The sequence below is a fragment of the Streptomyces sp. NPDC001137 genome (assembly GCF_040298885.1).
Lineage (GTDB): Bacteria > Actinomycetota > Actinomycetes > Streptomycetales > Streptomycetaceae > Streptomyces.
This window is the reverse complement of the sequence record NZ_JBEPBA010000032.1, coordinates 53,375-76,996: the sequence shown is the minus strand read 5'-3', so window position 1 is coordinate 76,996 and position 23,622 is coordinate 53,375. Positions and strand designations below refer to the sequence as shown.

Here is a 23,622-nt window from a genome sequence, read left to right as displayed (position 1 = left end):
CCGTCAGCCGGCGGTCCATCCCGGGACCGTCGGCAACACCTTCTCGGCGACACGGAACAGGGCCGCGTCGTCGGGCGTCGCGAAGTCCTGGCGCCAGATGGCGACTTCGAAGTAGCCGCCGCCGTCCTTGGCGTCCCGGGCGACCAAGAGGCTGCGGGCGATGCCTCCAGGGCCGCTCTTGGCCTTGCCGCCGCCCAGGTTGAAGCTCAGGGAGATGGTCCGGTCCGAGTAGACGATCGCCGGATGCCCGAGCACCGTTTTCGTCTCTGCGCGGGCGCCCATGAGACCGGCCATGTCGGCCACGCCGAGATCGTCGTCGGATGCCGACAGCCTCAGGGAGTACGTCTTCAGGTTGACGTCCGCCTCGGGGGTGGTGGTTTTCGTGCCGTCCGCCGAGGTCATCGTGCTCTCGTTGCCGTCGGCGGTCTCCGCGTACTCCTGCGGTGTGCCGAGCAGCGCGGGCAGGTCCGGGCGGTTGAGTGCCGTGCAGAGCTGGGCGCCCGAGACCGGTTTCGACGGCTTGTCGTGTGTGGCCGTGCAGGTGGCCGGCCCGCGGTCGGCGGACGCCTTCGAGTCCAGGTCCAGCGCCCACAGGAGCCCTGCGAGGCCCCCGACCACCACGATCGCGGCGATCACCTGAGCCGCCACGTTCATGGGCTTCTCAGGTTCGCTCGTTGCCTTTTTGGAGTCGGCGAAATCGTCGACCATGTCCCCCACGTTCCCCACCCTGCCGTTCGCGCCGGTCGTGCGCGGAGGGAGCCTAGCCTGTGATCGACCCGCGGGGGAACAAGTTTTCGCACGCAATGGCCGAGGGCGGCGGAGCCAGAAACGCTCCGCCGCCCTCAACCGCTGGTCACTACTGGCGTCAGCTGCAACCGCTGGTCGAGCCGCAGCCCTCGCAGATGTAGCAGGAGCCGGCCCGCTGCATCTTCGTACCGCAGGAGAAGCACAGCGGGGCGTCCGCCTGGATGCCCAGCTGCATCTCCACCAGCTCGGCGCTGGTGTGGGCCTGCTTCGGGGCGGGCTTGGCCGCCTCGACCTCGACACGCGGCGTGGCCACGGCCTTGAGCTCCTGGGCGCGCGGAGCCGACTGGGCGAGGCCCTCGACGTCGACCTCGTCCTCGGAAGGCTCGTACGAACCGGTCTCCAGGTGACGCTGGCGCTCCTCGGCGGAGTGGATGCCAAGGGCGGAGCGCGTCTCGAAGGGCAGGAAGTCCAGCGCCAGGCGGCGGAAGATGTAGTCGACGATCGACTGCGCCATCCGCACGTCCGGGTCGTCCGTCATACCGGCCGGCTCGAAGCGCATGTTGGTGAACTTCGAGACGTACGTCTCCAGCGGCACGCCGTACTGAAGACCGACGGAGACCGCGATGGAGAAGGCGTCCATCATGCCCGCGAGGGTGGAGCCCTGCTTGGACATCTTCAGGAAGACCTCGCCGAGACCGTCGTCCGGGTAGGAGTTGGCGGTCATGTAGCCCTCGGCGCCGCCGACCGTGAAGGACGTCGTGATGCCGGGACGGCCCTTGGGCAGACGCTTGCGGACCGGGCGGTACTCGATGACCTTCTCGACCGTCTCGCGGATGGTCGCCTCGGCCTTCTCGGTGACCTCGGCCTTCTCCTTCTCCTTGGTCTTGGCGGAGAGCGGCTGGCCGACCTTGCAGTTGTCGCGGTAGATGGCGAGCGCCTTGACGCCCATCTTCCAGGCCTCGAAGTAGATCTCCTCGACCTCCTCGACGGTCGCCGACTCCGGCATGTTGACCGTCTTGGACAGGGCGCCGGAGATCCACGGCTGGATCGCGGCCATCATGCGGACGTGGCCCATCGCGGAGATGGAGCGCTCGCCCATGGCGCAGTCGAACACCTCGTAGTGCTCGTGCTTGAGGCCCGGGGCGTCGACGACATTGCCGTGCTCGGCGATGTGGGCGACGATCGCCTCGATCTGCTCCTCCTGGTAGCCCAGACGGCGCAGCGCCTGCGGAACCGTGCCGTTGACGATCTGCATCGAGCCGCCGCCGACCAGCTTCTTGAACTTGACCAGGGCGAGGTCGGGCTCGAGGCCGGTGGTGTCGCAGGACATCGCCAGACCGATGGTGCCGGTCGGGGCGATGACCGACGCCTGGGAGTTACGGAAACCGTTCTTCTCACCGAGGCGCAGCACGTCCTGCCAGGCCTCCGTGGCGGCGGCCCAGACCGGCGTGTCCAGGTCGTCCATGCGGACGGCCACGGCGTTCGCGTCGGCGTGCTGCTTCATGACGCGGTTGTGGGCGCTGGCGTTGCGGGCGTAACCGTCGTACGGACCGACGACCGCGGCGAGTTCGGCGGAGCGCCTGTACGACGTGCCGGTCATCAGGGAGGTGATGGCACCGGCGAGGGCGCGGCCGCCGTCGGAGTCGTAGGCGTGACCGGTCGCCATCAGCAGGGCACCGAGGTTGGCGTAGCCGATGCCGAGCTGGCGGAACGCGCGCGTGTTCTCGCCGATCTTCTGGGTCGGGAAGTCCGCGAAGCAGATGGAGATGTCCATCGCGGTGATGACGAGCTCGACGACCTTCGCGAAGCGCTCGACCTCGAAGGACTGGTGGCCCTTGCCGTCGTCCTTCAGGAACTTCATCAGGTTCAGCGAGGCCAGGTTGCAGGACGTGTTGTCCAGGTGCATGTACTCGCTGCAGGGGTTCGAGCCGTTGATACGGCCGGACTCCGGGCAGGTGTGCCAGTGGTTGATGGTGTCGTCGTACTGGATGCCCGGGTCGGCACAGGCCCAGGCGGCCTCGGCCATCTTGCGGAACAGGGCCTTGGCGTCGACCTCTTCGATGACCTCGCCGGTCATCCGCGCGCGCAGGCCGAACTTTCCGCCCTGCTCGACCGCCTTCATGAACTCGTCGTTCACGCGGACCGAGTTGTTGGCGTTCTGGTACTGGACGGAGGTGATGTCGTCGCCACCGAGGTCCATGTCGAAGCCCGCGTCGCGCAGGGCGCGGATCTTCTCCTCTTCCTTCACCTTGGTCTCGATGAAGTCCTCGATGTCGGGGTGGTCGACGTCGAGGATGACCATCTTGGCGGCACGGCGGGTGGCGCCACCGGACTTGATGGTGCCGGCCGACGCGTCGGCGCCGCGCATGAAGGAGACCGGCCCGGAGGCGTTGCCGCCCGAGGACAGCAGCTCCTTGGAGGAGCGGATGCGGGAGAGGTTCAGGCCGGCGCCGGAGCCGCCCTTGAAGATCATGCCCTCTTCCTTGTACCAGTCGAGGATCGACTCCATGGAGTCGTCGACGGCCAGGATGAAACAGGCGGAGACCTGCTGGGGCTGCGGGGTGCCCACGTTGAACCACACGGGGCTGTTGAAGCTGAAGATCTGGTGCAGGAGGGCGTACGCCAGCTCGTGCTCGAAGATCTCCGCGTCGGCGGGCGAGGCGAAGTACTTGTAGTCCTCACCGGCCTTCCGGTACGTCTTCACGATGCGGTCGATGAGCTGCTTCAGGCTCACCTCGCGCTGCGGGGTGCCGACGGCACCGCGGAAGTACTTGCTGGTGACGATGTTGACCGCGTTCACCGACCAGAAGTCGGGGAACTCGACGCCGCGCTGCTCGAAGTTGACCGAGCCGTCGCGCCAGTTGGTCATGACGACGTCACGGCGCTCCCAGGCCACCTCGTCGTACGGGTGCACGCCGGGGGTGGTGTGGATGCGCTCGATACGCAGTCCCTTGGTCGCCTTGGTGCCCTTGGCGCGGGAACTCCGTGCCGGACCGCTCGCCGTCTCTGTCATGCCGCCTCCCTGTACGGGCTAAAACGCCCTGAAGTGCCCCGATGTTCCCGTGGCACATGTTGTGTCTGGTGTTGCGGGCATCTCGCGCTGCCGCCCGCAACGGGTCTTCGATGGCCGCCGTCCGGCCGGAATCGGGGCATCCGCCCGGTTCCGGCTCGCCGATCAGTCGGCGGCGTTGGCGGGCTCGGGGACCTGAGCAGTCCCTCCGGGCCCGCAGTCTTCTTCCTGGCCCCCCGCGACAGCGTCCTCGCGGTCGTCGTTGTCCGCGGCGACGGGTCGCCTCTCCTCCCTGAGTTCCGCGATCGCGGCCTCGAAGTCCTCGAGCGAGTCGAAAGCCCGGTAGACGGAGGCGAACCGCAGATATGCGACGAGGTCGAGCTCCTGCAACGGGCCGAGTATGGCCAGACCCACGTCATGGGTGGTCAGTTCGGCGCTTCCGGTGGCCCGCACCGCCTCCTCGACCCGCTGGCCGAGAAGGGCGAGTGCGTCCTCGGTGACAGGCCGCCCCTGGCATGCCTTGCGCACGCCATTGATGACCTTGGTACGACTGAAAGGCTCGGTGACTCCGGACCGCTTGACCACCATGAGCGAGCACGTCTCCACGGTCGTGAAACGACGGGAGCAGTCCGGACACTGGCGGCGCCTGCGGATCGACGTGCCGTCGTCGGTCGTACGACTGTCGACGACACGGCTGTCGGGGTGCCTGCAGAAGGGGCAGTGCATGAACTCCCAACCCTCCTCACAGCAGACTCAATAGCCTCGCTGGGCCTCATGGGCCCCTCGAAGCAGCCCCAAGCATAGGCGATCGCCAGGAGCCTGAAGACCCGGGGGACCACAACTTCTGGGCTGCTGCTGCAATCCAACCACTAGATGTGGGGATTGGCCCATGCATGCACGTCGTACGCGCGTGTCGCGCGCGCATTGGCATGTGCCATGCGCCCGGCGCGGCGCACCGGATCCCAGGTGCACAGCCGTACCGTTACGGCGCATGCGGAGATACCGTGGGCGCCGCAGGGAGGGGACGTGGGGCTCCCGCAGAGATGGAGAGCCGTGCCCGGTTGACGGAATGCCAGATGGCAGACTGGGGCAGTAACCCACGAGGTCAGCACCCCGGCGGTGAAGAGTACAACAATGGGCCCTTTTGTCCGCCAGGTGCCGCGTTAGCCATACACCCAGACACATGATCAAGTACGGCGATCCATATTTTTTCACTCGAACGTGTGTTTGGCGCAACCTTTCGAAAGCAACTACCGTTGTCCAGCAGGGAGACCATCGAGAGGGGCCGACGTGACCACCACCGCAGACAGTGCCACCATCACTGCCCAGGACCGCTCCCAGGGCCGACTCGAGCCGGTGCATGCGATGAACGAAGCCGTGAATCCCGAGGGGCCCAAGCGCTCCCTGCCGGGCCGACCTCCAGGCATCCGGGCGGACAGCTCGGGCCTCACCGACCGGCAGCGCCGGGTGATCGAGGTCATCAGGGACTCCGTGCAGCGGCGCGGCTACCCGCCGTCGATGCGGGAGATCGGCCAGGCGGTCGGCCTCTCCAGCACCTCCTCGGTCGCACACCAGCTGATGGCACTGGAGCGCAAGGGCTTCCTGCGCCGCGACCCGCACCGCCCGCGCGCATACGAGGTGCGCGGCTCCGACCAGGGCGCCTCCGTGCAGCCCACCGACACCGCCGGCAAGCCCGCCGCGTCGTACGTTCCGCTGGTCGGCCGCATCGCCGCCGGTGGCCCGATCCTCGCCGAGGAGTCGGTCGAGGACGTCTTCCCCCTCCCCCGCCAGCTGGTCGGTGACGGCGAGCTGTTCGTGCTGAAGGTCGTCGGCGACTCCATGATCGAGGCCGCGATCTGCGACGGCGACTGGGTCACGGTGCGCCGCCAGCCGGTCGCCGAGAACGGCGACATCGTCGCGGCCATGCTCGAGGGCGAGGCGACCGTCAAGCGCTTCAAGCGCGAGGACGGCCACGTCTGGCTCCTCCCTCACAACGCGGCGTACGAGCCGATCCCCGGCGACGACGCGACCATCCTCGGCAAGGTGGTGGCAGTGCTGCGGCGCGTATGACGGCTGCGGCGGGCGGTTCGTGGAGAACCACCCTCTGACCGGGCCCCGGGACCCCTGCGCCGGTTCCGGGGCCCTGTGCTGTCCGCACCCCGCCGGCACGTGTTCCGTGCATCAGGGTTGGTCTGTCACGCCGCCGCGACAGACCAACCCCATGCTCATTCGGCCTCTGACTTCTTCGCTTCGGCCTCTGACTTCTTCGCCGCCGCGTCGATGGCCGCCAGAGACTTCCGGACCTGGTTACGGTCCGTCGTGTACCAGAAATCCGGCAGTGACGCCTTGAGATAGCTGCCGTAGCGCGCCGTGGCCAGCCGTTGATCGAGTACGGCGACCACCCCACGGTCCCCCGAGGCCCGTACGAGGCGGCCGGCGCCCTGGGCCATGAGCAGCGCGGCATGTGTGGCGGCGACTGCCATGAAGCCGTTGCCTCCCGCATCCTCCACCGCCTTCTGCCGGGCGCTCATCAGCGGGTCGTCCGGACGCGGGAACGGGATCTTGTCCATGACGACCAGCTGGCAGCTGGGGCCCGGGACGTCGACGCCCTGCCAGAGTGACAGCGTGCCGAACAGGCAGGTCTTCGGGTCGGCGGCGAAGTTCTTGATCAGCTCGCCGAGCGTTTCCTCGCCCTGGAGGAGAATCGGGAACTCCGGGATCCGGGAGCGCAGTTCCTCGGCGGCGAGCTGCGCGGCGCGCATGGAGGAGAAGAGGCCGAGGGTGCGGCCGCCGGCCGCCTGGATCAACTCCGTCAGCTCGTCCAGCATGTCCGCGCGGTCGCCGTCCCGCGCGGGGCGCGACAGATGTCTGGCGACGTAGAGGATGCCCTGCCTGGGGTAGTCGAAGGGCGAGCCGACGTCGACGCCCTTCCACTGCGGGAGGTCCTCACCCTCGGTGCCCTCCGGTGCGAGCCCGAGGGAGGCGCCGACCCCGTTGAAGTCGCCGCCCAGCTTCAGCGTCGCCGAGGTCAGGACGACGGAGCGGTCGGCGAAGAGCTTCTCCCTCAGGAGTCCCGACACGGACATGGGGGCGACGCGGAGGGAGGCGCCGAAGCGGTCGTGGCGCTCGTACCAGACGACGTCCCACTCGGAGCCGTTCGTGATCCGCTCCGCCACGTCGTGCACCGTCTCGACGGAGGCCAGCGCCTGCTTGCGGACCGCGTCCTCGTCCTGGACGGACTTGTCCCGGGTCGCGCCGATCGCGGAGATCACCGTACGGCAGGCGTCGCGCAGTGCCATGAGGGCGTACCCGAGGTCCTCCGGGATCTCCTCCAGACGGCCCGGCAGGGCCAGCTCCATCAGCCGCTCGAAGCCCTCGGCAGCGGTCTGGAGCTGGTCGGCGGCCTTCTCGTTGACCAGCTTCGCGGCGCGACGGACCGCACGGTTGACCTGGCCGGGCGTGAGTTCCCCGGTGGCCACTCCGGTGACCCGGGAGACCAGCTCGTGCGCCTCGTCGACGATCAGCACCTCGTGCTGTGGGAGGACCGGGGCGCCCTCGATGGCGTCGATCGCGAGCAGCGCGTGGTTGGTGACGACCACCTCGGCCAGCTTGGCACGCTCGCGGGCCATCTCGGCGAAGCACTCGGCGCCGTACGCGCACTTCGTCGCACCCAGGCACTCCCGCGAGGAGACCGACACCTGCGCCCAGGCCCGGTCGGAGACGCCGGGTGTGAGGTTGTCGCGATCACCGGTCTCTGTCTCGTCCGACCACTCGCGCAGCCGCAACAGGTCCTGGCCCAGCTTGCTGGTGGGCGCGGCCGCCTCGAACTGGTCGAAGAGCCCTTCCTCCTCGTCCTGCGGTACACCCTCGTGGAGTCGGTGCAGGCAGAGGTAGTTCGACCTGCCCTTCAGCATCGCGAACTCCGGGCGGCGGCGCAGCAGGGGGTGCAGCGCATCGACGGTGCGCGGCAGATCCCGCTCGACGAGCTGGCGCTGCAGGGCGAGGGTGGCCGTCGCCACGACGACACGCTCCCCGTGCGCGAGCGCGGGCACGAGGTAGCCCAGCGACTTTCCGGTGCCGGTGCCGGCCTGGACCAGCAGATGGGAACCGTCGTCGATCGCCTCCGCGACGGCTTCGGCCATGGTCACCTGGCCGGGGCGCTCCGTACCGCCGACGGCAGTGACGGCAGCATGCAGGAGTTCGGGGAGTGAGGGCTTCGTCATAGCGCGACCACCCTACGACCCGGCACTGACAAACGGGTGATCAAGACGGGGACGAGGGGCGGGATCAAGGCCGGGTGCTCCTCGGGTGAGGGTCGGAGTGGTCGGAGTGGATCGGTCGGGAGGATCGTCTCGGGTGACCTTCGGACCGGCTCTGCGGAAGATCGGATTTCAGGCAGTGGGAAATCGGATCTTGGAAATCGGATCTGGGGCAGTGGGAACCGGATCGGAGCGGGCGGTGTACCAAAAGTGATGGCTGCGACACGGAGTCACAGCAGATCGCGCAGGGACCGGTCTCGGATCATGAGGGCGGCCCGCTTGGCGGGCAGGTCGACCTCGGCGGCGAACCGGAAGCCTGCGCTCAGAAAGGCGGCGACGGAGGGGGTGTTGCGCAGGTCGGGTTCCGCGATGACGCGTGCGCAGGCGGGCCGCCTGTCGAGGACGAGGTCGGCCACGGCTCTGAGCAGGGTGCTGCCGAGTTTGCGGCCTCGGTCGGCGACCCCGCCGATGAGGAGGTGCAGTCCGGTGTCGTGCGGCCGAAGGGGATAGTGGCGGGCCACTGGGTCGAGGTCTGCCCGGTAGATCTCCCAGTAGCTCATCGGTGTGCCCTCCAGCACGCCGATGCACGGAACACTGCGTCCGTCGCCGGAGAGCTGGGCCCGTAGGTGGCTCTCGGTCAGGGTCGGCGGGCCTGCCAGCTCCCAGAACTCCGCGACGGCAGGGTCGTTCATCCAGCGGCTGATCAGCGGCAGGTCCCGGTCGACGTGCACGGGAGCGAGGTGGAAGACACCCACGGGTGTGACGACGGGCCCCCAGCCGGCCACACGGTCGAGGAGGTCGTCGTCGGCTCTGGTGACGCAAACGCGTGGTGCCGGATCTTCACATCGGCTTCGTGGCGCGTCGGAGGCGGTCTCCGCTGCAACGAGCGCAAGCAGTTCGTCGGGCAGACGCAGGTCCAGGGTGTCCTCGTTGTCCGTGCCCACACCGGTGCTGCTCTCTGTCGCAGGCGGGCTCGGGTCGGCGCCGAGGTCGGTGCCGGATGCGGTGGCTGCGTGTGCGCCGGCGTCGGTGGGAGGCATGGCGCCGCTCCTCTCAGAAGACGGGATGGGGCATGTTCCTCAGAAGCGAAGGGAGTTGGCGGTGGTCGGCGGTGGCTTTCAGCGATGGACGGGGTTGGCGATGGTCACGTAGACGGACTGGGTGTCGACCGGACCGACGAGTTCGTCGAGCCCGTGCAGGCGGGTCAGCAGGTTGGCCTTGCATCGCAGGACGGGTGAGTCCAACAGGTGGGCAGGAAGTGGGGTGCCCAACCGGGCGGGCCCGGAGGCGACGTCGCTCAGGAAGTGGCGGAAGGCGGCGAGCAGCAGTTGTTCGTCGACGAGGCGCTGGGAGCCGAAGGCCCCGATGAGGCCGAGCACGTTGTTGATCGCGAGGTAGTAGGCGAAACGCTCGTCTGTGACCTCGTCGGAGACGAAGGTGTCGCTGTGCTCGCCGATACCGGGCAGCCGGGCCTCGAGCTGGGTGCGCCGGGACTCCCGGAAGTAGTAGCCCTGGTTGTCGCGGTAGCGTCCGCCTGCGGGCCAGCCATCGGCGTCCAGCAGGAGCAGCGTGTTCTGCTGGTGCGCCTCCAGGGCGATCCCCGCCTCCGCGTCCAGCCACAGCACGGGACGGACGACCTGCTGGAGGTAGCGCAGGAACCACTCGACGGCGACAGCCGCACGGGGACGACCGGTCCGGCCCGCAAGGCGCGTGACCACCGTGGCCAGCCGGGACTGCACGGGCGGCGGCCCGTCCTCCGGGCGGCGCGCTGCACCCGCCGAGTCGCTGCTCGTCCCGGCCTGCGGCCGGGGGGAGACGAGCCCGGCGATGCAGGAGACATCGTCCGACGGACTGAACGGGTTGTGGCGGATCATCACGTCCACTCCGGCCACGGGGCTGCCGTCCGGCGCGTCGACCGCGAGCCAGGCCGGGTCCCGAACGATGTCGAACCCGGGGTGGGCCGCGTGCCACTGCCTGGAAAGGCCGCTGCGCAGCAGGCGGTGGACTTCGACACCTCGGTGGAGCTCTTTGCGGAGGTTCTCGCGACGGGAGTTGGTGATCCGCAGGCCCAGCGACAGTTTGAGCATGGCAGGGGAGCCGGACCGGTGGACCGTGCGTACGGAGGAGGTGGGATGCCAGGGTGACCCATGCGGACCGAGATCGCGGAGGAGCCCGGCGTCGAAAAGGGGCGAGATCTCGGCGCGTTGCCGCACCTCACGCCACTGCCAAGGGTGCAGCGGGAGGGCTGCGTAGCCCTCGGGAAGCGCCGGCTCGGCTTCGGCGAGCCGTGCCATGAGTCGGGGTGCGGGGACAGGACGACCGCGCTCTGTCCAGGCGGAGTCCGTGGCAAGTACAGAGGGGGCGACAGCCAGCCAGTGCAGGGGGAAGGAGCCGCGCAACTCAGGCGAGTAGGACCGCGCCTCGGCTTCGGAGAGACCTTCGCGGCTCTTCGGAGTGGGATGCAGCGGGTGTCCGAGTACGAGTGCCTGCTCGGAGGTGAGGAAGAGGTCCGGTCCGTCGGTGGGGCGCTCCCGGCGCTCGCGGATGAACGTGACGGTACGGCGAAGGGAGTCGGCGACGCGGGCGACGAGGTCTGGGCCGGATGTTGACGCCGCCGAGGCGGGGGCTGATGTCTGGGCGGCCGCGGGACGGCCGGCGCCGCTGGACGTGGGTCCGGCGGCTGCGGGCAGGGCGGTTGTGTCGTTGTCTCGGCCAGGCGTTTCCCTGGCCAGGAGTGCGGCGACGGTCACCGCGTCGGCCGGTCGGCAATGTACGGGGGCGTTGGCGAGGAACGGGAGCCCGAACCGGTGCCATCCCGTCGGGGACCAGTAGTGGACCGGGGCGAGGAGGGCCGTGCCGCTGGCGGGCAGGGGGATACGGAGGGTGCCGTCCTCGGGGGCGTGGAGGCCGGCTTCGCGCACCCAGCAGCGCAGCAGGTTCTCGACCGCCGCGGCCTCGGCTGCGGTGTGCGGGTCGGGGTGATCGAGGAGATCGGCGATCGCGAGACGCGGGCTTTCGGCCACGGGGGCTTTGCTCAGTTCCGGAACCCGCTCCATGGAGCGACCGTCCCCCGGGGTTGCGCCCATGGCCGAAGACCAGGCCGACCCCCGTTCCGACTCCCGCTCCGCACCCCGACCCGGCTCCGTGTTCCGCGCAGCCGCTCCTCCCTGCTGAGGCACTGATGGGGGCGCCCAGGCAGGCGGGACCTGCTGCGAGGGCGGTGCTTCGGAGGGGCCTCGCTCGTGGGCGCGGGTAGGGGCGTCGGGTGCAGGGGTGGGGTTCAAGGCGGTCCTCGTGGGTGGTTCTGGTTCGTGCGGCGACGAACCTGGGCCTTACTGCCTTACCGGCGAAGTGGAGGTATGGGCGTCCTGGTTTCAAGGGGTTCTGGCGGTTCAGGAGGTGCGAGTGGTGCGCGGGAATGGACGTAGGTGCCGACGGCGTACGAGCGGGCAAGCATCAGTTGCCGGTGTGGCCCGCCGGTTCGGCCCGCTCGCCCTGTCGTCGGTACCTCGGGTCGGGCCCGGGGCGCCGTCGTATTCCAGGTGGTCGGCCGGAGCGGTCGCGGGCCGCCGCCCCCACGGCATCGGCCAGTCGATCGAGCACGGCAGCCGCCTGTTCGTCACTGATCGTCAGTGGCGGAAGGAGCCGCACGACGCTTCCGTGGCGGCCCCCCACTTCGACGATGAGGCCACGTCGCAGGCACTCCCGCTGGACGGCGGCCGCGAGTTCGGGGTCGGCCGGGCGCGGGCCGCCGGTGCGGGAATTCGGCACCGCCGCCGGAGCCCCCCGGTGGAGAGGTTCGCAGTCCATCGAGCGATCGGCCTCGCCCTCGCGACGGCTTCGATCCAACCCGTCGGCCTCCCAACCCGGCCCGGCAGAACCTCCATCTGTCACCTTGGCCGTCCAACTCAGCTCGTCGGACGCCGAGTCCAGTCCCCCGGGGCACCGATCGAGCCCCGCCGAACCACCCCCGGCCCACACTCCGGAGCCTTCGCAATCGGACGTCCCGCCCCCGCGGCCCCCGCGATCCCCCTCCGCGTCCACGAACTCCAGCCCGATCATCAAGCCGCGCCCCCGCACATCCCCGATGCAAGGAAACTCCCTTGCCAGCGAGCGGAGTTGGGCAAGCAGGCGGGAGCCCAGGGTGGCTGCTCGCTCGGCGAGGTGGTTTTCGCGGACGTAGGCGAGGGTCGCCGTGCCCGCGGCCATGGCGAGCTGGTTGCCGCGGAAGGTGCCTGCGTGGGCGCCGGGTTCCCAGACGTCGAGGTTGTCGCGGTAGACCACCACGGCAAGGGGAAGGCTGCCGCCGATGGCCTTGGAGAGGACCATCACGTCGGGGGTGATGCCACTGTGCTCCACCGCCCAGAAGGCACCGGTCCGCCCGACCCCCGTCTGGACCTCGTCGGCGATCAGCGGGATGGAGCGGGCCGCAGTGATCCTTCGCATGCGCCGCATCCACTCGTCCGGAGCGGGGATCACCCCGCCCTCACCCTGGACGGGTTCCAGGATCATGCCCGCGGGATCGGGCACCCCCGACTTGGGGTCGTCGAGGACGGATTCGGTCCAGTGGGCGGCGAGTTCGGCACCGCGGGGCCCGCCGACGCCGAAGGGGCAGCGGTAGTCCTGGGGATAGGGAAGGCGGGCGACTCGTACGTCCGAGGCGTCTCCGGAGGCTTCAAGGGCTCCGGCGGTCATGCCGTGGTAGGCGCCGGTGAAGGCCAGAAGTCCGGTGCGGCCGGTCGCGGTGCGGACGAGCTTGAGCGCGGCCTCCACCGCGTCGGTGCCCGCCGGCCCGCAGAACTGGACGCGTGCGTGGTCGGCGAGGCCGCGGGGCAGGGTGTGGAACAACTCGGTGACGAAGGCGTCCTTGACGGGGGTCGCCAGGTCGAGGACGTGCAACGGGGCACCCGAGTCCAGGACTTTGCGGATGGCCTCCAGCACCACGGGGTGGTTGTGGCCGAGGGCGAGCGTCCCGGCCCCGGAGAGGCAGTCGAGGTAGCGGCGGCCGTCGGCACCCTCGATGGTCAGCCCCCGGGCTCGCACGGGCACGATCGGCAGGGCCCGCGCATAGGTGCGCGCCGCCGACTCGCGCGCCGACTGCCGCCGCAGGATCCCTTCGTGCGCGGCCCGCCCGGTCGCGGACACCTCACCGGCAGCACAACGCCCAGGCGTTCCCTCGGACGCACTCCCGCCGTATGCAGACTCGGCCACGACTCCCTGTCCTCCCACCGGGGAACCGCACACGGACAGCAGAACCCCCACCGGTACCAACCCCCCGCCGCTCACCGGGTTACGGGTTGCCTCAAGATCCTTTCCGTGACGGAACCGTTGCCGTTCCATCGGAAGTCCCTCACAGCGAGCGCATAGTGTGTGATGCCGTTCCAAGAAGCCGTGCAGTCACGTGAGATCACCTGCTGCGAGCACGGGGTTCACAGCCGCAGCACCCGATTCGTTCAGTTCATCCCAGGGGGAGTCAGAGCATGCGATCCATAAGGCCGTCCGTCACCGTTCGCCGGGAGAGGGGTGGCCGCCGCAGAACCTCCCCCGTTCTTGCCGCCGTTGCCCTCGCATCAGCTCTGGCGCTCACCGCCACCGCCTGCAACTCGGGCGACGACAAGGCCGACGGCCAGGCCTCTGCCTCCGCGAGCGACACCGGCAGCAGCGGCGACGGCAAGATCAAGATCCCGGACGACATCAAGAACAAGCTCAGGGAGCACGGGTTCGACATCGACAAGTGGAAGCACGGGGCCTGGAAGAACTGGAACAGGGACGACTGGCTGCGCGAGGCCGACGAGTTCATCAACCCGATCATCAAGGGTCTGTGGAACCCGGACCGGATGCGGAAGGCCAACGACCCGGACAAGGGCGTCAGCGAGAACGACCTCTCCGGTGACCAGGGCGTGACCGACCCCACGCCGGCGCCCGTGGACGCGAAGGCCGTGGCGCCTACGTACCACGCCAACGCGGCGACGTCCGGGAAGGTGTTCTTCGACTCCCCCGAAGGCACGATGGTCTGCTCGGCAACGGTCGTGGAGGACCCGGCCCACCCCGGCAAGTCGAACCTCGTGTGGACGGCGGGGCACTGCGTGCACGCCGGCAAGAAGGGCGGCTGGTACCGCAATATCGCGTTCGTGCCGTCGTACAACGACGCGGGCAGGTCGGCCGCCCAGCTGCAGAACGCCACCAGGGAGGAGGCCGCTCCGTACGGCGTCTGGTGGAGCGACTGGGCGCAGACCTCCCAGCAGTGGATCGAGAAGGGCGGCGAGACGGGCGGTGACGGTGCCTCCTACGACTACGCCGTCATCCATGTGACGCCGGAGAAGGGCGGCAACGGCAAGTCGCTGGAGGAGACGGTCGGTTCGGCACTGCCTGTCGACTTCAACGCTCCGGCCGTGCCGAAGGTTCCCAGCATCACCGCGACCGGTTACCCGGCCGCCCCGCCGTTCGACGGCCAGAGGATGTTCCAGTGCACGGACAGGCCGGGACGGCTGTCGATCAACGCCTCGGACCCGACGATGTACCGCATCGGCTGCACCATGACGGGCGGTTCGTCCGGCGGCGGCTGGGTCGCGACGGGCTCGGACGGCAAGCCGGCGCTCGTGTCCAACACCTCGATCGGCCCGGTGACCTCGGGCTGGCTGGCCGGACCGCGGCTGGGTGATGTGGCCAAGGGTGTGTACGACTCTGTGAGCAAGAAGTTCGCAGGTCAGTAGACCTGCCTCGTGCCAAAGGCCCGCCCCCTCGGTGAGGGGGCGGGCCTTTGGCGTTTCTCGATTCTGCGGTGATCAGGCCTGCGACTCAGACGGCCGGGGCCGGGACATACGGTGCGAGGTCCGCCGCCAGCTCCTCGTGGACCCGCACCTTGAGCAGGGTGCCCTCCGGGGTGTGCTCCTCGGAGATCACCTCGCCCTCGTCGTGCGCGCGGGCGACCAGCTTGCCGTGGGTGTACGGCACCAGCGCCTCGATCTCGACGGACGGCCTGGGCAGCTCGTTGTCGATGAGCGCGAGCAGTTCCTGGATGCCCTTGCCCGTGCGGGCCGAGACGGCGATGGAGCGCTTCTCGATCCGCATGAGCCGCTGAAGGGTCAGCGGGTCGGCCGCGTCCGCCTTGTTGATCACGACGATCTCGGGTACGTCGGTGGCGCCGACATCCCTGATCACCTCGCGCACTGCGGCCAGCTGCTCCTCCGGTGCCGGGTGCGAGCCGTCGACCACGTGCAGGATCAGGTCGGACTCGCCGACCTCCTCCATGGTGGAGCGGAACGCCTCGACCAGGTGGTGCGGCAGGTGCCGGACGAAGCCGACCGTGTCGGCCAGCGTGTACAGGCGCCCGCTCGGGGTCTCCGCCCGGCGGACGGTCGGGTCCAGGGTCGCGAACAGGGCGTTCTCGACCAGGACGCCGGCTCCGGTCAGGCGGTTGAGCAGGGAGGACTTGCCCGCGTTGGTGTAGCCCGCGATGGCGACGGAGGGCACCTTGTTGCGCTTGCGCTCCTGGCGCTTGATCTCGCGGCCGGTCTTCATCTCCGCGATCTCCCGGCGCATCTTCGCCATCTTCTCGCGGATCCGTCGCCGGTCCGTCTCGATCTTGGTCTCACCCGGACCACGGGTGGCGAGGCCGCCGCCCTTGCCGCCGCCCATCTGCCGGGACAGCGACTGACCCCAGCCGCGCAGCCTCGGCAGCATGTACTGCATCTGCGCGAGCGCGACCTGCGCCTTGCCCTCTCGGGACTTGGCATGCTGGGCGAAGATGTCGAGGATCAGGGCCGTACGGTCGATGACCTTGACCTTGACGACGTCTTCGAGGTGGATGAGCTGGCCCGGGCTGAGCTCACCGTCGCAGATGACGGTGTCCGCGCCCGTTTCGAGAACGATGTCCCGCAGCTCGTAGGCCTTGCCGGAGCCGATGTAGGTGGCCGCGTCGGGCTTGTCGCGGCGCTGGATCACGCCGTCGAGCACGAGCGCGCCCGCGGTCTCCGCGAGGGCGGCGAGCTCCGCGAGGGAGTTCTCCGAGTCCTGCACGGTCCCCGTGGTCCAGACTCCGACGAGCACGACACGCTCCAGGCGGAGCTGGCGGTACTCGACCTCGGTGACGTCCTCGAGCTCGGTGGAGAGGCCCGCCACACGGCGCAGCGCCGCACGCTCGGAGCGGTCGAACTGGTCGCCGTCCCGCTCTCCGTCGATCTCGTGGCTCCAGGCGACGTCCTCTTCCATCAGGGCATCGGCCCGAAGCCGCTCGGGGTAGGTGTGCGCGGAGCGCTCAGTGTCCTGGGAAGGGGATGAAGAGGAGGTCATTGGATCCTTACGTCGATGGGGATTGCGGTACGGCGATCGCGAGAGCGGTCACTGTGGACAACGTACGAGTTCCCCGGGAGATTCCCGCGACCCGTGCCGTCGACCCGAAGATGGTCGCACGGCACGGCCCGTCCGGTCATCGCCTTATTTCGCGGATTTCGCAGCCTTCGCGCCGGGTGCCGCCGGCTTCCAGTCGGGGTGGCCGGGCATCGGCGGGGTCTTCTTGCCGTACAGCCAGCCTTCGAAGAAGCCGCTCAGGTCGCGCCCGGAGATCCGGGAGGCGAGCCGTTCGAAGTCGGCGGTGGTGGCCGTGCCGTCGCGGTGGAGGTTCACCCAGGACCTCTCCAGGCGCTCGAAGGCGGGGCGGCCGATCTCCTGGCGCAGGGCATAGAGCGCGAGCGCGGCGCCGTCGTAGACGTTGGGCCGGAAGATGCTGATCTTCTGACCGGGGTCGGGCGCCTTGGGCTCGGCCGGCGGCCCACCTGCGGCGCGCCAGCCGTCGGAGGCGGCGTAGGCGGCCTTCATGCGCTTCTCCATGGGCTTGTGTCCCACCTCCTCCGCGTACAGCGCCTCGTACCAGGTGGCGTGCCCCTCGTTGAGCCACAGGTCGGACCAGGTCCGCGGGCTGACGCTGTCGCCGAACCACTGGTGGGACAGCTCGTGCACCATGATCGACTCGACGTACCACTTGGGGTAGGTGTGGCCGGTGAAGAGCTCTCTCTCGAAGAGAGAGAGCGTCTGTGTCTCGAGTTCGAAGCCGGTGGAGGCCTGTGCCATGAGCAGGCCGTACGTCTCGAAGGGGTAGTGGCCGACCTTGCTCTCCATCCAGGCGATCTGGTCGGGGGTCTTGGCGAGCCACGGTTCGAGTTCTTTGACGTCCTTGGTGGGCACGACGTCACGCATGGGCAGGTGGTGCGGCCCGGTGCGGTGCAGCACGGTGGAGCGGCCGATGGACACCTGGGTGAGCTCGGTGGCCATGGGGTGCCGCGTGCGGTACGTCCAGGTGGTCGACTCGGGGCCGCGCTCCACGCCGGTAGGCAGGCCGTTGGCCACGGCCGTGTAGTCGTTGGGGGCGGTGATCCGGATGGTGAACAGCGCCTTGTCGGAGGGGTGGTCGTTGCACGGGAACACCAGGTGGGCGGCGTCGGCCTGATTGGCCATGGCGAGCCCGTCCTCGGTGCGCACCCAGCCGCCGTCCTGGTCCTTGACGGCCGCGGGGTCGCTGGTGTGCCGCACGGTGATCCGCGTCCAGGTGCCCCGGGGCAGGGGCCTTGCGGGAGTGACGACGAGGTCGTCCCCCGCGCTGGTGAACGTGGCCGGCTCGCCGTTGACCTGGACCGATTCGACCTTGCCGTGTGCGAAGTCGAGGTTCAGCCGGTCCAGGTCCGTGGTCGTCGAGGCATTGATCGTGGTGACGGCCTGGAGGGGTTTGCTGTTGGTGCCGGGATAGGTGAACGAGAGGTTGTACGACTGCACGTCGTATCCGGGGTTGCCGAGGTCCGGGTAGAGGCGGTCCCCGATGCCCAGGGGAGCCGGGGGCGAGCTCGCGGCCAGGAGGCAGACGGAGACGGCGGAGGCGAGCAGTGCGGCCGCCTTCAGGCGGCCGGGAGGACGGCGGAACCGAGCCGCGGTGCCGGGACGCGGGCCGTCGGGTCGTGGGGCCTGGGAGCGCGGGGTGAGCAGCATGGATCACGGCTATCAGCGCGCGCGTGCCGGACGGCGACGACTCGCGTTCGGCCCACCCGAATGGGTAGGTCGGGTGCAGGTGTGCGGCTCTGGCGCCTGGGGCGCGCGGTCCGGCGCTCACCCGCCCGGCGTCTGCGCCCGGCTCACGTCGTAGACCCCCGGCACATTGCGCATCGCGCGCATCAGGGCGGGCAGGTGGGCCGCGTCCGGCAGTTGGAGGGTGTACGTGTGGCGGACGCGCTGTTGGGTCGGGGGTTCGACCGTCGCGGACACGATCTCGGCGCCTTCGAGGGCCATGGCCTCCGTCAGGTCAGCCAGCAGATGGGGGCGGACGAACGATTCAGCGAGCAACGTGACCCGGCACTCGGTGGTGTCCCCCCAGCGCACGTCGACCTCCGCGCGCCCCCCGCTCTTCATGCGCTCCACGGCGGCGCACTCGACGCGGTGGACGGTGACCACACCGCCCCGCACGGCGAAGCCGGTGACCTCGTCGGGCGGTACGGGGGTGCAGCAGCCCGCGAGGCGGACGGTCGCGCCGGGCTGGTCGACCGTGATGTCGGCGGTGGTGGGACGTGAGTTCAGTCCCTCCGCCGCGGGCCGGAGAGCGACCGAGGGCTCCTCGTCGGTCTCCTGCGCCGCTTCCTGCGTCTCCTCGTGCGTCGGGTGGGCCGCGAGCCACCGCTGGATGGCGATACGTGCGGCAGGCGTGTGGGCGTGCTCCAGCCACTCCCTGGAGGGCTCGGAGGCCGGGTCCTGGCCCATGAGGAGCTGGACGGTGTCGCCGTCCTGCAGGACCGTGCTCAGCGTCGCCAGACGGCCATTGACGCGGGCGCCGATGCACGCGTGCGCGTCCTCGCCGTACTGGGCGTACGCGGCGTCCACACACGTGGCGCCCTCGGGCAGACCGAGGGTGCCGCCGTCGGGGCGGAAGACGGTGATCTCGCGGTCCTGGGCGAGGTCCTCGCGGAGCGTGGACCAGAACGTGTCCGGGTCGGGCGCGGCCTCCTGCCAGTCGAGGAGGCGGGAGAGCCAGCCCGGGCGGGTGGGGTCGACGCGCTCGCCGTCGGCCGGAGCGTTCTCCTCGGGAGGCGGGGCATAGGGATTGCCGAGCGCGACGACCCCGGCCTCGGCGACCTTGTGCATCTGGTGGGTGCGGATGAGGACTTCGGCCACCTGGCCGTCCGCGCGGGCGACCGCGGTGTGCAGGGACTGGTACAGGTTGAACTTGGGGACGGCGATGAAGTCCTTGAACTCCGAGACCACGGGCGTCATACAGGTGTGCAGTTCGCCGAGGACGCCGTAACAGTCCGCGTCCTCGTTCACCAGCACCAGCAGCCGCCCGAAGTCGCAGCCGCGCAGCTGGCCGCGCTTGCGGGCGACGCGGTGGACGGAGACGAAGTGCCGTGGCCGGATGACGACTTCGGCCGGGATGTCGGCGTCGCGCAGCACGCCTCGTACCTCGTCGGCGATCTCGGCGAGCGGGTCGTCGGCGCGGGAGGCGTTGTCGACGATCAACTCGCGTGTGTGCTCGTACTCTTCGGGGTGGAGGATCGCGAAGACCAGGTCCTCAAGCTCGGTCTTCAGCGCCTGGACGCCGAGCCGCTCGGCGAGCGGGATGAGGACGTCGCGGGTGACCTTGGCGATGCGCGCCTGTTTCTCGGGGCGCATGACGCCGAGGGTGCGCATGTTGTGCAGCCGGTCGGCGAGTTTGATCGACATCACACGGACGTCGCTGCCGGTGGCGACGAGCATCTTGCGGAAGGTCTCGGGTTCGGCGGCGGCGCCGTAGTCGACCTTCTCCAACTTGGTGACGCCGTCGACGAGGTAGCGGACCTCCGAACCGAACTCCTCGCCGACCTGATCGAGGGTCACGTCCGTGTCCTCGACGGTGTCGTGGAGCAGAGAGGCCGTCAAAGTCGTGGTCTCCGCGCCGAGTTCGGCGAGGATCAGCGTCACCGCGAGCGGATGCGTGATGTACGGCTCGCCGCTCTTGCGCATCTGGCCGCGGTGCGAGGACTCGGCCAGCACGTAGGCCCGGCGCAGGGGTTCGAGGTCGGCGCTCGGGTAGTGGGCGCGGTGGGCGTCGACGACATGGCTGATGGCGCTGGGCAGCCGGTCACGGGTGGCGGGGCCGAGCAGGGCGGCACGACCGAGGCGGCGCAGGTCGATCCGCGCCCGCCAGCGCGCCGCCGGGCCTGTTACCGGACCTGGGGTCGCGGGGTTCGTGGCCTCCGCACTCATGGGCACCTCCGGCTGCGTGGACCGGCGGACGGGGTGCCCCATGGCGGACACGGCTCAGGGGATGGCAACGGTCCCCCGTCCGGGCCGGTGCTTGATGCTACCGAGCCCATCACGTGCGGCTGACCGCCTCTCGCCGAGCGTGAAACGGATCACCCATTCGAGCGAAGGTCTGTAGGTTTACGATTTCGCGCCACGCGGCCGGGAGCCGCCCATGATTTCGAGCGTGCGGTCGGCGCCCCGGAGCAACTCCCGTGCACCATCCGGCACACAGGCCTCGGATCCCAAGCCGCCATCGCGTTCAGCGAACGTATGTTTCCAGCCACTCGGGGGCGATCTCGCCCTCCGCGACGATCACCGCGGGTCCGGTCATCTCGATCTCGCCGTCCGGGTGTTCGGTGATGACCAGGGTGCCGCCGGGCACATCGACGGTGTACGTCGCCGGGCTCCCGGTGACGGCCGGGTCGGCGCCGTCCCGGCGGGCGGCGGCCACGGCGACGGCGCACGCGCCCGTGCCGCACGAGCGGGTCTCGCCGGCGCCGCGCTCGTGCACACGCAGGGCGACGTGCCGGGGGCCGCGGTCGACCACGAACTCCACGTTCACGCCGTCCGGGTATGCGGAGGCCGGGCTGAACGGCGGCGGCGCGTACAGGTTGCCGGCGTGCGCGAGGTCGTCGACGAACGCGACCGCGTGCGGGTTGCCCATGTTCACGTTCCGCGCGGACCAGCTGCGCTCGCCGACGCTGACCGTGACGTCCCCCTCGGGGAGGCGGGCCCTGCCCATGCCGACGGTGATGTCACCCGCGGCGGAGCCGCTGTCGGATGCGGTCTTCGCGATGTGCACGCGCTTCACGCCCCCGCGGGTGGCCACCGCGAGATCGCCCTCGGCGACGTACCCGGCGCGCTGGAGGTAGCGCGCGAACACCCGCACGCCGTTGCCGCACATCTCCGCGATCGAGCCGTCGCCGTTGCGGTAGTCCATGAACCACTCGGCCTCGGCCGCCATGTGTCGCGCCTCGGGGTGCGCGGCGGACCGCACCACGTGCAGCAGACCGTCGCCGCCGATGCCCGCGCGGCGGTCGCACAGGGCGGCGACGGCGGCCGGGGGCAGGTCGATGAGGTTCTCGGGGTCCGGCACGATCACGAAGTCGTTCTCCGTGCCGTGGCCCTTGAGGAAGGCGATCCGCGTGCGCGTGCTCATTCCTCGATCGTAAGGGACCACTCCGCCGGGAGTGACAGACGGAGGGGACGCCGATTCCGTGCGGGCCGGTGGGGCTGGTCGCGCCCACGCGGCGAACCGCATGTCGACACAGCCCCGCGCCCCTTTCAGGGACGCGTCAGCGGAGCCTTGCCACGCGCCACACCGCCAGCACGATCACGGCGGCCACTACGACCACGTACGCCAGGACCACCCGCCAGTCCGGTCTGCGGCCGGAACCCCGCGGTGGGAGCCCTGGGCCCGTGTAGCCCACCCGGCGGGCGGCCATCATGCCCCAGCCGGCCGCGCAGGAGCAGATCAGCAGTCCCAGCATGGCGATCACGGCCCCGCTGTCGCCGAAGTCGAAGGCGAGCGGGAAGGCGAACATCAGGGACCCGACCGCGGCGAGGGCGACGATGGGGGCGAGCTGCCAGATGCGCAGGCGGCGCTGCGGGCGCAGCTCGACCTCGACCTCGGGGCCACCGGCGAACATCTCGTCCGGCTCGGGGCCGTCGGCGGTCACTCCGCCCTGCGTCTCGTCGGGCCCGTCGGGGCTCAGACGGTTCTCGTCCGGCTCCGGTCCACCGCTCTCGACGGTGAGGGGCTCGGTGCCTTGTGCGGTGTCGCGAGGGCCGGCCTCCATCGCCACGCGCCCTCCCAACTAGGACTCCACTTGGTCGATCGAAGCTCGATGATGGCACGGCACCGGATGCCGGAACGGCGGCCGGAGCGTCCCGATGCCATGACGTGATCAGGCTGTAACCGGTCGTTCGACCAACGCCAGTGCACGCTGCGGAAGTTCTGTGAGATCCGCCGCAGCCCCGCTCAGCCACTGCACCCGGGGGTCGCGCCGGAACCAGGAATCCTGCCGGCGCGCGAAGCGCTTGGTGGCGCGCACGGTCTCGGCCCGCGCCTCCTCCTCGGTGCACTCTCCGGCCAGCGCCGCGAGCACCTGCTGATAGCCGAGCGCCCGGGCTGCCGTACGGCCCTCGCGCAGGCCCTGCGCCTCCAGCGCACGCACCTCGTCCACGAGCCCGGCGTCCCACATCCGGTCGACCCGGCGGGCGATGCGCTCGTCGAGTTCCGGGCGGGCCACGTCGACGCCGATCTGCACGGTGTCGTAGACCGAGTCATGGCCGGGCAGGTTGGCGGTGAAGGGCTGACCGGTGATCTCGATCACTTCGAGGGCCCGGACGATACGGCGGCCGTTGCTGGGCAGGATCGCCTGCGCCGCCTCGGGGTCCGCGGCGGCGAGTCTGGCGTGCAGCGCGCCCGAGCCGCGCAGTGCGAGCTCCTCCTCGAGCCGGGCCCTGACCTGGGGGTCGGTGCCGGGGAACTCCAGGTTGTCGACGGCTCCCCGGACGTACAGGCCGGAACCGCCGACCAGGATCGGCCAGCGGCCTTCGGCGAGCAGCCCGTCGATCTTGGCGCGGGCCAGCTTCTGGTACTCGGCGACCGACGCCGTGACCGTCACGTCCCAGATGTCGAGGAGGTGGTGCGGAATGCCGCCGCGCTCCTCGGGCGTCAGTTTGGCGGTGCCGATGTCCATCCCCCGGTAGAGCTGCATGGAGTCGGCGTTGACGACCTCGCCTCCGAGCTGCTGGGCGAGAAAAACGCCCAGATCGGACTTTCCGGCCGCGGTCGGTCCGACGACGGCGATGACTCGGGGGGCGGGGGGTGCGGTGCTCACGGCACCAGTCTCGCAAACCCCGCGGGCGCTCCTCGAACGAGTTACGTGACGGCACGGGTGCCGGGTCGTTGCCCGTTGCGAGGTTCTCGCCGCCGGTTTCGGGGGGCGGCGACCCGGGCGGCGCAAACGGACGCACCGGACGACGCGGGATTTCGCCCGCACGAGTAGCGTATGGAGTGGATATGGGCGTTTTCGCACGGCTTCTGCGGAGGTCGAAGGCTACGGAGGAGGCGTCAACCGCCGAGGCTCAGGCCGACACACCGACGGCCGAGCCCACGGCTGAGGAGGCGGCAGAGGCGAAGGGGACGGCCGAGGCCGAGGAGCAGACCGAGGGCGAGCCGGAGGCCTCTGAGGCCGCCGAGTCCGCCTCCGGTGAGGGCGTCGAGATCCCCAAGCAGCAGTCCGCCGAGGAGGCGGCCGACAGCGACGCCGGCGAGGACGCCCGCACGTAACGGCCCCTGGTGGCGAGTGAGCCGCAGGGGCGTGCCGAGCCCGGGAACAA

The 23,622-nt window shown here is 70.0% G+C and carries 16 protein-coding genes; 3 read left to right on the top strand and 13 right to left on the bottom strand.

From position 1 onward, the window contains the following. Positions 1-3: 3 nt before the first annotated feature. From ABT254_RS41150 to nrdR, 3 genes are all read right to left on the bottom strand, one after another. Positions 4-708, bottom strand: a complete 705-nt coding sequence (locus tag ABT254_RS41150; protein ID WP_351482487.1) for a DUF6215 domain-containing protein — start codon at positions 706-708, stop codon at positions 4-6. Between the two features lie 157 nt (positions 709-865). Continuing rightward, complete coding sequence (locus ABT254_RS41145; protein WP_351482485.1) at positions 866-3,760, bottom strand: vitamin B12-dependent ribonucleotide reductase; 2,895 nt, start codon at positions 3,758-3,760, stop codon at positions 866-868. Between the two features lie 162 nt (positions 3,761-3,922). Next, positions 3,923-4,483 carry a transcriptional regulator NrdR gene (gene nrdR / locus ABT254_RS41140; RefSeq protein WP_351482483.1) on the bottom strand — a complete coding sequence of 187 codons (561 nt, stop codon included), beginning with the start codon at positions 4,481-4,483 and terminating at the stop codon, positions 3,923-3,925. Between the two features lie 564 nt (positions 4,484-5,047). Between nrdR and lexA the strand changes: the two genes are divergently transcribed. Then, positions 5,048-5,827, top strand: a complete 780-nt coding sequence (gene lexA / locus ABT254_RS41135; protein ID WP_115909488.1) for a transcriptional repressor LexA — start codon at positions 5,048-5,050, stop codon at positions 5,825-5,827. A 155-nt stretch (positions 5,828-5,982) separates the two neighbouring features. Here lexA and ABT254_RS41130 read toward each other — a convergent pair whose 3' ends face one another. From ABT254_RS41130 to ABT254_RS41115, 4 genes are all read right to left on the bottom strand, one after another. Then, positions 5,983-7,980 carry an ATP-dependent DNA helicase gene (locus tag ABT254_RS41130; protein WP_351482481.1) on the bottom strand — a complete coding sequence of 666 codons (1,998 nt, stop codon included), beginning with the start codon at positions 7,978-7,980 and terminating at the stop codon, positions 5,983-5,985. 266 nt (positions 7,981-8,246) lie between these two features. Beyond that, complete coding sequence (locus tag ABT254_RS41125) at positions 8,247-9,056, bottom strand: GNAT family N-acetyltransferase (RefSeq protein ID WP_351482480.1); 810 nt, start codon at positions 9,054-9,056, stop codon at positions 8,247-8,249. A gap of 78 nt (positions 9,057-9,134) precedes the next feature. After that, a complete protein-coding gene (locus ABT254_RS41120) occupies positions 9,135-11,072 on the bottom strand; it encodes an IucA/IucC family protein (RefSeq protein WP_351482478.1) in 1,938 nt (645 codons plus the stop codon). Between the two features lie 400 nt (positions 11,073-11,472). After that, entirely contained in the window at positions 11,473-13,161 is a 1,689-nt protein-coding gene (locus tag ABT254_RS41115; protein WP_351482519.1) for a diaminobutyrate--2-oxoglutarate transaminase family protein, read from the bottom strand. Positions 13,162-13,496: 335 nt separating this feature from the next. On the opposite strand from ABT254_RS41115, the gene ABT254_RS41110 reads away from it, so the two are divergent. After that, positions 13,497-14,729, top strand: a complete 1,233-nt coding sequence (locus ABT254_RS41110; protein ID WP_351482476.1) for a trypsin-like serine peptidase — start codon at positions 13,497-13,499, stop codon at positions 14,727-14,729. Between the two features lie 85 nt (positions 14,730-14,814). Here the strand turns inward: ABT254_RS41110 and hflX are convergent, their stop codons facing one another. The 6 genes from hflX to miaA form a co-directional block, all read right to left on the bottom strand. Continuing rightward, positions 14,815-16,308 (bottom strand): GTPase HflX, encoded by a 1,494-nt coding sequence (gene hflX / locus ABT254_RS41105; protein ID WP_351482474.1) that lies wholly within the window; start codon positions 16,306-16,308, stop codon positions 14,815-14,817. 144 nt (positions 16,309-16,452) lie between these two features. Then, on the bottom strand, positions 16,453-17,994 hold the full coding sequence (locus ABT254_RS41100; RefSeq protein ID WP_351482472.1) for a M1 family metallopeptidase: 1,542 nt from the start codon (positions 17,992-17,994) through the stop codon (positions 16,453-16,455). A gap of 117 nt (positions 17,995-18,111) precedes the next feature. After that, the gene (locus ABT254_RS41095) at positions 18,112-20,235 is read right to left on the bottom strand and encodes a RelA/SpoT family protein (protein WP_351482470.1); all 2,124 of its coding nucleotides are present in this window, start codon (positions 20,233-20,235) and stop codon (positions 18,112-18,114) included. Between the two features lie 298 nt (positions 20,236-20,533). Next, positions 20,534-21,433 carry a diaminopimelate epimerase gene (gene dapF, locus ABT254_RS41090; protein ID WP_351482468.1) on the bottom strand — a complete coding sequence of 300 codons (900 nt, stop codon included), beginning with the start codon at positions 21,431-21,433 and terminating at the stop codon, positions 20,534-20,536. 136 nt (positions 21,434-21,569) lie between these two features. Next, on the bottom strand, positions 21,570-22,073 hold the full coding sequence (locus ABT254_RS41085) for a hypothetical protein (RefSeq protein ID WP_351482517.1): 504 nt from the start codon (positions 22,071-22,073) through the stop codon (positions 21,570-21,572). Between the two features lie 108 nt (positions 22,074-22,181). Continuing rightward, on the bottom strand, positions 22,182-23,120 hold the full coding sequence (miaA, locus tag ABT254_RS41080; RefSeq protein ID WP_351482466.1) for a tRNA (adenosine(37)-N6)-dimethylallyltransferase MiaA: 939 nt from the start codon (positions 23,118-23,120) through the stop codon (positions 22,182-22,184). 182 nt (positions 23,121-23,302) lie between these two features. Between miaA and ABT254_RS41075 the strand changes: the two genes are divergently transcribed. Then, positions 23,303-23,572: a hypothetical protein gene (locus ABT254_RS41075; protein WP_351482464.1), complete on the top strand. Its 270-nt coding sequence runs from the start codon at positions 23,303-23,305 to the stop codon at positions 23,570-23,572. Positions 23,573-23,622: the final 50 nt, after the last annotated feature.

What these genes read in the sequence shown, in the direction of transcription:
- dapF (WP_351482468.1), bottom strand. Translation starts at nt 21,433, where the DNA reads ATGAGCACGCGCACGCGGATCGCCTTCCTCAAGGGCCACGGCACGGAG.
- nrdR (WP_351482483.1), bottom strand. Translation starts at nt 4,483, where the DNA reads ATGCACTGCCCCTTCTGCAGGCACCCCGACAGCCGTGTCGTCGACAGT.
- ABT254_RS41150 (WP_351482487.1), bottom strand. Translation starts at nt 708, where the DNA reads ATGGTCGACGATTTCGCCGACTCCAAAAAGGCAACGAGCGAACCTGAG.
- ABT254_RS41095 (WP_351482470.1), bottom strand. Translation starts at nt 20,235, where the DNA reads ATGAGTGCGGAGGCCACGAACCCCGCGACCCCAGGTCCGGTAACAGGC.
- ABT254_RS41120 (WP_351482478.1), bottom strand. Translation starts at nt 11,072, where the DNA reads ATGGAGCGGGTTCCGGAACTGAGCAAAGCCCCCGTGGCCGAAAGCCCG.
- ABT254_RS41085 (WP_351482517.1), bottom strand. Translation starts at nt 22,073, where the DNA reads ATGGAGGCCGGCCCTCGCGACACCGCACAAGGCACCGAGCCCCTCACC.
- ABT254_RS41145 (WP_351482485.1), bottom strand. Translation starts at nt 3,760, where the DNA reads ATGACAGAGACGGCGAGCGGTCCGGCACGGAGTTCCCGCGCCAAGGGC.
- ABT254_RS41130 (WP_351482481.1), bottom strand. Translation starts at nt 7,980, where the DNA reads ATGACGAAGCCCTCACTCCCCGAACTCCTGCATGCTGCCGTCACTGCC.
- ABT254_RS41125 (WP_351482480.1), bottom strand. Translation starts at nt 9,056, where the DNA reads ATGCCTCCCACCGACGCCGGCGCACACGCAGCCACCGCATCCGGCACC.
- hflX (WP_351482474.1), bottom strand. Translation starts at nt 16,308, where the DNA reads ATGACCTCCTCTTCATCCCCTTCCCAGGACACTGAGCGCTCCGCGCAC.
- ABT254_RS41110 (WP_351482476.1), top strand. Translation starts at nt 13,497, where the DNA reads ATGCGATCCATAAGGCCGTCCGTCACCGTTCGCCGGGAGAGGGGTGGC.
- ABT254_RS41075 (WP_351482464.1), top strand. Translation starts at nt 23,303, where the DNA reads ATGGGCGTTTTCGCACGGCTTCTGCGGAGGTCGAAGGCTACGGAGGAG.
- ABT254_RS41100 (WP_351482472.1), bottom strand. Translation starts at nt 17,994, where the DNA reads ATGCTGCTCACCCCGCGCTCCCAGGCCCCACGACCCGACGGCCCGCGT.